The following is an 8833-nucleotide window of genomic DNA, read 5'->3' as shown; positions in this document are numbered from 1 at the left end:
ATTCTCCTTCGTTGCGCCTCGCCATCCGGCCTTTGGCGCGAAAACAGGACCCCGCGGAATTTTCGGACACGCTCTGAGGAGAAACGAAGCCAGAAAGCGAAATCGCCCCAGCCCTCCGGGGCGGGGCGGCGCCTGGCCGGCTGCGGCGTTGCTCGTCGGTCACAGCCCCAAAACGGGGATGCTCCCTCCTCGCGCCTTGCATCCGGCCAGGCGGCGCTCCCGCCAAAACCGGAAGTTATTTTTGCACAGACCCTTAGACTTGGAACTTCGCCGGCAGACTCGATCCCTGGCACGTGTGCCGACGCCTCGCGTGGCAGTTCTTCAAAGTCCTTGGGAAGTCCGGTCGAGCCGGGCTCAGGATTGGCCGGTGGACCGATGCTGTAGCCGGCGCCATTCCTCATCACTCTACCACGCCGCGACGGAGCCGTCCTTGTGAAACACCCGCGCCATGGGCCGTGTCCCGCCAAACGGATACTTCTTGAACGCGCTCTCAGAGAGATCGAAGCCCAGACCTGGCTTGTCGGGCAAAGGAAACTTTCCGTTCACCATGCGCATCGCCGGGAAACCCAGCCATTCCGCCCAGACTTTCTCCTTCGGCCCCGGTTCGATTCCGCTGCAGATTTCCTGGACGAGAAAATTCGGCATGGCCGCGTCCACGTGCAAGGTGGCCAGTCCGCCGATCGGCCCTTCACAAGCGTGTGGCGCGAGCGTGATGCCGGACGGTTCGGCCATGGCCGCGACTTTCCACAGCGCCGTGATGCCGCCGACGTGATTGATGTCCGTCTGTAAGATGTCCACCACGCCCAACTCGATCAGCTCGCGGCAAGAGTAAGAGGCAATTAACCGCTCTCCGGTGGCGATCGGTGTTGTGGAACGCCGCGCGATCCGCGCCATGGCCTTCACGTTTTCCGGCGGGCAAGGTTCTTCGACGAAAAGGAGATTCAACGGCTCGACTTCCTTCACCAGAATTGTCGCCACGCTCGGACTGGTCTTGGCGTGGAAATCCACGCCGATGTCGATCTCCGGTCCGATGCCTTCGCGCAGCAATTCGAGCGCGCCCACGGCTCGCTTGATGGCCGCGTGCGTTTCGATCCACTCGTAATATCCGGGGATTCCCGTTTTGATGCAGGTAATCCCGTGTTGGCGCAAGGTCTCCCGAAGACGCGCCAGTTCTTCGCGGGTTCGACCCGAAGCGTGGTAATAACCGCGCACACCCTGGGGATCGAACGGGCCGCCGAGGAGCTTGTAAACCGGCAAGCCCAGCGCTTTGCCCCGAATATCCCAAAGCGCCTGATCGATCCCGGAAATCGCCGAGCCGATCACGGGACCGGCGCGGTAGAAACTGTGAACGTACATCGATTGCCAGTGGTGCTCGACCTGCATCGGATCGCTCCCGAGGATGAATTCCTTGAAGTCATCCACGCACGCCATGACCGCGCCGGCCTTGCCTTCAAGCGTGGCTTCGCCCCAGCCCACGACTCCGGAATTGGTTTCGAGCTTTACGAACACGTAAGGCCGATCCGATTCCGGCGTGAGCGAGACGCCGAAGACTTTCATGTTGGTGACTCTGATCTTCGATCCGACCTCCCGAAAGGCCTCGGCGCCCAGAGGACTTCGCAAGGCCGCGGGTGCCCCTTGGCTCGCGTCCGCGGCTCGGGCCCGTCGCCCACCAAGCGCGCCGGCTGCGCCTGCGGCACTCAATGCTGCGAAAAAGTCTCGTCTTCTCATTCCCGGAGTTTATCGAGGACCGTTTCGTTGACGGTGATGCCCAGCCCGGATCCCGCCGGCAGCGCGGCAAATCCATCTACGATTTGTGTGTCCCACCCGCCCAGCAATTCGGCGCGCATCTTCTGATCCGCCTCCGCGACTGCGAAGGGCACTTGTTGGATGAAAAAATTCGGCAGGCTGGCCGCGAGGTGCAGGCCCGCAGCCACGCCGATCTGTCCGCCATCGTGATACGGCGCGACCGCTACGTAGTAGGCCTCCGCAAACGCAGCCATCTTTCGGATTTGGCTCAGGCCATTCGCGGCCAGGCTGGGGCGCAGCACGTCGATCACTTCCTCCCGCAACAGATCCTGGAAATCCGCCGCGAGATGGATGTGGCGGCCCAGTCCGATCGGAGTGACGCTTTCACTCGAAATCTTCCGCAGCGCGCTTAGATTCGAAATCCGGCAAGGTTCGTCGAACCAGAGCAGATGAAATCGTTCCAGCGCTGCCGCCAGGCTGGAGGCATCGCCTGGCGAAAGCGAGCCCGCGGCATCGAGCGCGAAATCGACTTCCTCTCCGCCAGCCTCGCGCAGTTTCTCGAGACGCCGGCGCACGGCTTGCGCATAAGCCTGGCCTTGGTTCGCCGCCGACGGCGCAGGAAGCGGAACGAGAAAAGCGCGGAACCCGGCTTTCCGCGCGCGTTGCATGGAATCGAGCAAGTCTTCGTTTGAATTGCCCGCCAACGCCGTCAGAACTCGCACCTTGTGTCGCGTGGGTCCACCAAGGACATGATGGATAGGCGCGCCGGTGGATTTGCCGAGGATATCCAGGAGCGCGATGTTCACGGCGGCCTGAATGCCGGACAGTGCCGCGAGGCGTTGGCGCGCGATTTCGTATGCGGTTGCCGCAAGGCCCAAAAGGATTCCCTTCGCCTGGCTCAGATCTTCCGACGAAACCACACTGGTCTCTCCAAAACCGGAAAGGCCCGAACGTGTCCGCACTCTGATCACGGTGTAGCGGCGGCGCGACCCCGGTTCGCGCAGCCGGAATGCGTCCAGCGCGACGATTTCGAGAGACCTCGAATCGGACGGCTTGGCGGAATCGGCTATCTGCGCCTGAACCACAGCCGCGAGCCGAATCCTCCGCCGGTGGATGAAGCGGGATGTGGATCGCGATGTGGGCGCAGTGGACATAAGTCGTGCTTCAGGAGAACCAGGCGACGATACAATCGGCCGACCAAAGGTTGCAAACTGAAATCCCTACAGCTTGCCAAGTCCTGCCACCCCGACACTCCGTTACTCCGACACTCCCAACCCACTGGGGTCCCGAACGCCCCGTCCATAGGCGTAATCGACCCTGGTTCTTTGCCAAACTCGCTCAGTCTTTGCATCGCCAGACCGGCTGAAGCCGGCTGAAGCCGGGACTACATACCTCCGCGCCGCCATCCTCTCCCCATGAACCGTCTGTTCGGACCGTGGCCTTTACTGTGCAGACCGTGGGATTGACGACAGATCGACCGGAGAACTGTAGCGCAGATTTTCAATCTGCTGTATCGCCGATTTCCAATCGGCAGGGCGCCGGCAAATCCCAGCGTGCTCGGACTGGGAGACGCCCCGCAGAATACAATTCTGCGATACGGCAGAGTGCCACTCTGCGCTACGAGCTTTGTCGTCCATCCTGCGGACCAAGCAGTCGGCCGCCTCAGCGCCGAACTCCAGAGCGGGGCGGGAAGCAGCCTGAAGGCTGCGGTCCGTGCAGCTTGCGGCTCTTCGGTTACGGCTTCGCCGCCCTGCGAAGTTGAATCGGTATGACTTGGCTCTGTTCCGAACGCGGGATTTTCAATTCTTGTTTGCCGACTTTCAATCGCACTGCGCCTGAATTCGGTTCGAAATCGGTGCGGCGAACGAGGACTCGGCTTCCCAGGCGCAAGCCGGAGACAATTGGGGCCGGCTGTTTCGGCACTTCAAAAGTCACGGGTTGCCCGCGATCCAGGAATTCCCGATAGGCCAGCGAGGCGGCATACACTTCATGAACGAGCCGCGTCTCTTCGGCCAACTCCTCCTGCAGGCACCAGACGAAGAACCCGTCGTGGCCGCGCAAAAGCAGGTGCCAGAGCAACTCCTGGTATTGCTCCGGACTGAAGGGCCTCACGCCGGGATCCGCATTCGGAGGCGGCGCCGTGGTGTTGCGGTGCACGAAGGTCACGATGGGGGTGGAGCGCGGCGTGGACTGGCCGGCGTTCGAGCCGACCAGGAGGAGGTTGTAGAACCAGCGGTAATCCGAGTTCGCAAAGTCGTACCAGTGATAGATCGGATACCACGTGTACACAACCGGCATCGCCAGAGAGTAGCGACACGGACCGAATTCATGCGCCCACTCGCGATAGCGCGCCCGCTGATCCTCCACGAATGGCGCCCCCTCCGGCAGACGTTCGTAATAATCGTACCAGTGCCGGCGTCCGTTGTGCGGATAGACGCCGTAGTTTCCGACCAGAGCTTTCGGAAAACGGGACCGGACCGGCTGGGCAAAAACCCGGCGCTGCAAATCGCTGCGGACTTCCCGCAACTGGCGTTGAAACGCGCGAAAGTCGTCGAGGTCTTTGATTCGTGCGCGGCACCTCTGGCATTTCCGCGAATTCGCCCAGGCGTCGTTCCATTCAATCGGCCCGTCAATTTCCCAGTCGGCAAAGACAAAATCGATTCGGGCCCTGGCTTTCGCGTAAGCCTTCAGGAAAAATTCGACGCGCTCGCGAATCACCGGCACGCGTCCGACCAGGGCGAATGGGCATCCCATCCTCCGCCCTGGATCGAATGAGAGATCCGCGAAGGGCTGGCCTTCGCCGTCGATGTGCAGGGTAGCAGGATCGCCATTGAAGAATCCGTCCAGACACGCCGTCGCGTCCACGGCCACGGGCAGCCCGACGCGCCGGGCAAACTTCGCGCTGCGCAATCCCTCGGCCAGTGTTTGGGCCCGGTCGTTCGGATTCCACGCCACGGTATAGCCGATGCCGCGCACGGCCAATTCGGAGAGCGCCTTTTCGGCCAACTCGTCGCTTGAACCACGCAGCGCATTGGAGATCGGCAGAACAAATAAGGGAAGCCGGGTGCCGCGCGGGAGTTCCAAAGGACGGGTGTTCTCCAGAACGGCTCGCAGCGGGGCTGGCACTGAGGATTCGGGTCCAGCCCCGGACATCTCCACGGAGAGACCGGCAGTTGCGCCAATCAGAAGGAGGATCAAGAAGGTAGGGCGAGTCCGTCCCGGCGAGCCGTTCGACAGGCTTGGAGCACGTCCAGCTCGGCTCGCTGGGGACAGGATCGAGACTGAAGATTGGGTTCGGATTACTCCCTCTCTTCCCTGCCCAGGGAGAGGAGGGCCGTCTTTATTGGTTGCCTCTCTCCTCAGTCCTTCCCATGAACCAACCCACCCCTTACCCCTCCCAGGAGGGGAACTTGATTTTGACGCGACAAACGGGGCTCCCCTCTCGGGAGGGGCTGGGGGTGGGTTCATGGTCCATGTGCATGGCGCCGTGGCCAAGGAAGCTTCCCATGAACCAGACGGTTGGGCGAGCCTGTCCCCAGCGAGCCGAGTCGGATGTATTCCACGCACGTCGAGCGGCTCGCTGGGACGGACTCGCCCTACCGGGTTCATGGGCCGACTGCCTGGTTCTGAAGCCGTGGAGACTTCCCAGGAACCGACACTCCACCGCGAGGTTTTGGAGTGCGCCAGTCCCCTCTGCTCCTTACACGCAATTCTTCCGTTTAGAATCCCAACGGGATCATGGGGCGCGGGCCGGTCTCTGTCCCTTCTGCATTTCATCGCCCCGCCGAAGCCACCTTATCGGAAGATGCCATCCTTCGCGTGATGAACTGGCGCACGAGTGGAATCTTCGTCTTTGTCATCAGCGCCACGGCGAGCTTCATGTCCTGGGCGACGACCGGCTCCGTGGCGTACCAATACATCAGCGGCAAGTTATGATCCTGCGAGTCCTCGGCGTGAGCGAGCAGCCCTTCCAGCACTTCCAGGCGCTGGTTCACCGGCGTCCGCTGCAGCGCGGCGGCGACGTAGAGCCGGACGAACGGTGAAGGATCGCTTTTCGCCAAACGAGCCAGTTCCTTGAGGAGTGCCGCGGAAGGATTCCTGTCCTCCATCATAAGTTGAATCGCCCAGGCCCGGATGTATTCGTTCGCGTGATCGAGTTGGGCCAGTGCGATTTTCTCGGTCAATCCCCCCGTGACGTGCAGCGCCCAAAGCGCCCGAAGCCTGCGCGTCACATCCGGGTTCTCGCTGAGAATCATGAGTAGCGCCTCGTGAACTTTTGGATTCGGGCCACGCTCCTGCAAGAGGCGGCGCGCATGCCGGACGTACCAATCATTCGGGTGCAATTGAAGCTGGACCAGTTCGTCGTCGCTCTTCTTCTGCAAATCCACCGGCGTCCATTTGGTGTCCCCATAAACGATCTTGAAAATGCGGCCATTCGAGCGGTCGTGGCCCTCGACGTTGTTGTGGTGGCACTGGTTCTTGTCGTACCAATCGATGACATAAACTGAGCCGTTCTGATCGTAGAGTAGATTCATCGTCTGCGACCAGGTGTCGTTGAAGTTGGCAAAATCCGCGCCGTGTTTGCCCACGAAGCCCGAACCGCGGCGTTCGGGAATGTCCATGTTAATCCGCTGGCCGTGGATGTTGTTCATGAAAAGTTTTCCCCGGTAATCCGCCGGGAAACTGTCCCCCAGATAAACCATCAATCCGGCGTGCGCGTGGCCGCCGCCCGCCGAATCGGAGCGCGCATTGGCCGCGTGCGGACCTTTGCTGCCGGCCCAGTGAACGTGATCGCCGATGGTTTTGATGTCGTCGTAGAAAAAGGGATAGGTCGGCTTCCGTGAATTGGGATTTCGCGCGCGTTCATTGCGGCGAATCTCCTCCAGGCTGATCGCGTAGTGTTCGCCCCCCTGGCGCTGATAGCGTCCGCCCTGGATCATGTGCCAGAGGTGCGGGATCACGCAGGCTTCGATGAAACACTGGCCGTAGTCGTCGAAATCCACGCCCCATTGATTGCTCGCCCCTTCGGCAAAGACCTCGAACCGATGCTTGGTTGGATGATACCGCCACACTGCGGCATCGACCCATTGCCGCTCGCTCGCCGGCGCGCCGGGTTTGCCGACGTTCGACGGGCAGAAAACGCCGTGGCACCCGTACAGCCAGCCATCCGGCCCCCAGGTGAACGTGTTCAGCGTCTCGTGCGTGTCCGCCCGGAAATCCCAGCCGTCGAGCAGAATCTCCGGCGGGCCGTCGGGTTTGTCGTCGCCGTCTTTGTCCGGGATAAACATCAAGTACGGCGCGGCGCCCACCCAGACGCCGCCAAAGCCGACTTCCAATCCGCTCACCAAGTTTAGCCCTTCCATGAAGACGGTGCGTTTGTTGAATCGGCCGTCGCCGTCCGTGTCCTCGAAAATCAGAATGCGATCCTTGCCCTGGCCCTCCGGCGCGCGGCGCGGATACGTGTAAGCTTCCGCGACCCAGAGCCGCGCGCGGTCGTCGATGGCAAAAGCGATGGGCTGCTTCACGTCCGGTTCGCCCGCGAAAAGTCTGGCGGAAAACCCGGGCGGCAGCGTGATGGCTTTGGCGGCTTCTTCCGGCGAAAGCCCGGCATATTTGACGACGTCGGCCGGAGGAACTTCCGCTTGTCTGGCCAGTTCGGCGGCGGTGATCTCATTCGGCAAGGCCGGCCTGGCGGCGAAGAATTTGAAGTCGTCAAAGTTAATGTGGCCCCACGCGCCAATCTGGTGATCGATTACCCGAACGAAGATTTCTTTCCCCAGGTGCGGCTGCAAATCCACGACCGCGGGCCGCATGTTCTCCGCGTCGAAGCCGGATACTTTGAAGAACGCTTGCTTCGTATCCGCGCGGACCAATTCGACCCGATTCAACTCCGTTGAGCCGCCGCCGATCAAGAAACTGGCGAACGGATGCGTGACCTTGAACGGCACGGAGGTGAGCGTCCCGGTCGGATCGTCACCGGCGATTTCGTACGTGCCGATCCAGTATTCGCCCGCGTGATTGCTCTTCATGTCATCGCGCCGCCTGGCCACGGTGTCGCCCTTAATTGGCTGCCTGCCAAACGCGCTGCCCTCAACCTTCCAGTCCTTGAGCGTGCCGTCCTCAAGGTCGAGATTGAGCGGACGGTCGTCGGCGCCGGTCGGTTTGATTCCAGCGGGAGCAGGGGCCGCGAACGCTTGGGTGCACAGCGTCAAAGACAGGGCAAGAGAGAGAAAGGTGGATGGGGGAAAAGTTGTTTCGCTCATACGCTTGGTTCGATGCTTCAAGATGTTGTTCTTAAGACCGTCATCCCGATTCCTAACCACGGATCCCTCGGATAAACACGGATACCATTCCAGAAAAACCATTTCTGATCCGTGTCCTCCGCGAAATCCGTGGTCGGTACCCGCGACGCGTATTCATGGCGGCATCATACTGAGCCATTGGCTGGGCCAAAACAGTTTTTCGATGGAACGCTGTCGATTTTCCAGCCGAATTTTCTCCTGGAGCCATTTTGCCGGTTGAAGTCATCTCGTCCGCCGCCTAAATTGTCGCGATGAAACCGGAGTACACAGCCGTGATTTTCAAGGATGGCGGCTGGTATGTCGGCTGGTGTCCAGAAATTAAGGGAGCCAATGGCCAGGGCAAGACGCGAAAGGAATGCTTGGAGGATTTGAGGGCTTCGGTGGAAACGATTTGCCGGGAACTTCATATTCTGCCTCCGCGTGACAAGGCTTAAGCCCTGGACTTTTTTGAATCTGGCCAATGCGATCAAAGCGGTGCGCCTCCTTCCTGGTCAAGCATGAACGGACGGCAAACGCACACAAGTCCGCGCATTGAATCATGCTCGTCAGCTTGCTATCCACGAACAACGGCGACGGGCAGATAGCGCGCGGTTGGTTCTTGATCTGATCAAGGGCGCCGCGAACGTAGTGACCGTGGTTGAGTGCATAATCGTTCGGCAGATGCGAGCGAGGCTTGGCGAGACGCTTAGCCGCGGCGGCGAACGGATCGTCAGCTCCGTCACAGACACTGTTTTCATGTTCTCGTGCCTTCCTGTTCGTCTATCCAGTTTTTCACGACACCATTC

The 8833-nt window shown here is 60.8% G+C and carries 5 protein-coding genes; 1 reads left to right on the top strand and 4 read right to left on the bottom strand.

Features of this window, described 5'->3' with window-relative positions:
- Nucleotides 1-405: 405 nt before the first annotated feature.
- From dgoD to FJ398_03875, 4 genes are all read right to left on the bottom strand, one after another.
- A complete protein-coding gene (gene dgoD, locus FJ398_03890; GenBank protein MBM3837096.1) occupies nt 406-1728 on the bottom strand; it encodes a galactonate dehydratase in 1323 nt (440 codons plus the stop codon).
- Entirely contained in the window at nt 1725-2900 is a 1176-nt protein-coding gene (locus FJ398_03885; protein MBM3837095.1) for a mandelate racemase/muconate lactonizing enzyme family protein, read from the bottom strand. Before FJ398_03885 ends, dgoD begins: the two co-directional genes overlap by 4 nt.
- A gap of 580 nt (nt 2901-3480) precedes the next feature.
- Entirely contained in the window at nt 3481-4872 is a 1392-nt protein-coding gene (locus tag FJ398_03880; protein ID MBM3837094.1) for a hypothetical protein, read from the bottom strand.
- 647 nt (nt 4873-5519) lie between these two features.
- The gene (locus FJ398_03875; GenBank protein MBM3837093.1) at nt 5520-8009 is read right to left on the bottom strand and encodes a dehydrogenase; all 2490 of its coding nucleotides are present in this window, start codon (nt 8007-8009) and stop codon (nt 5520-5522) included.
- Between the two features lie 290 nt (nt 8010-8299).
- On the opposite strand from FJ398_03875, the gene FJ398_03870 reads away from it, so the two are divergent.
- Nucleotides 8300-8482: a type II toxin-antitoxin system HicB family antitoxin gene (locus FJ398_03870; protein MBM3837092.1), complete on the top strand. Its 183-nt coding sequence runs from the start codon at nt 8300-8302 to the stop codon at nt 8480-8482.
- Nucleotides 8483-8833: the final 351 nt, after the last annotated feature.

This window comes from Verrucomicrobiota bacterium, assembly GCA_016871535.1.
Classification (GTDB): domain Bacteria; phylum Verrucomicrobiota; class Verrucomicrobiia; order Limisphaerales; family SIBE01; genus VHCZ01.
Note: the sequence above shows the minus strand (reverse complement) of the source record. Positions and strands in the feature narration are given on the sequence as shown.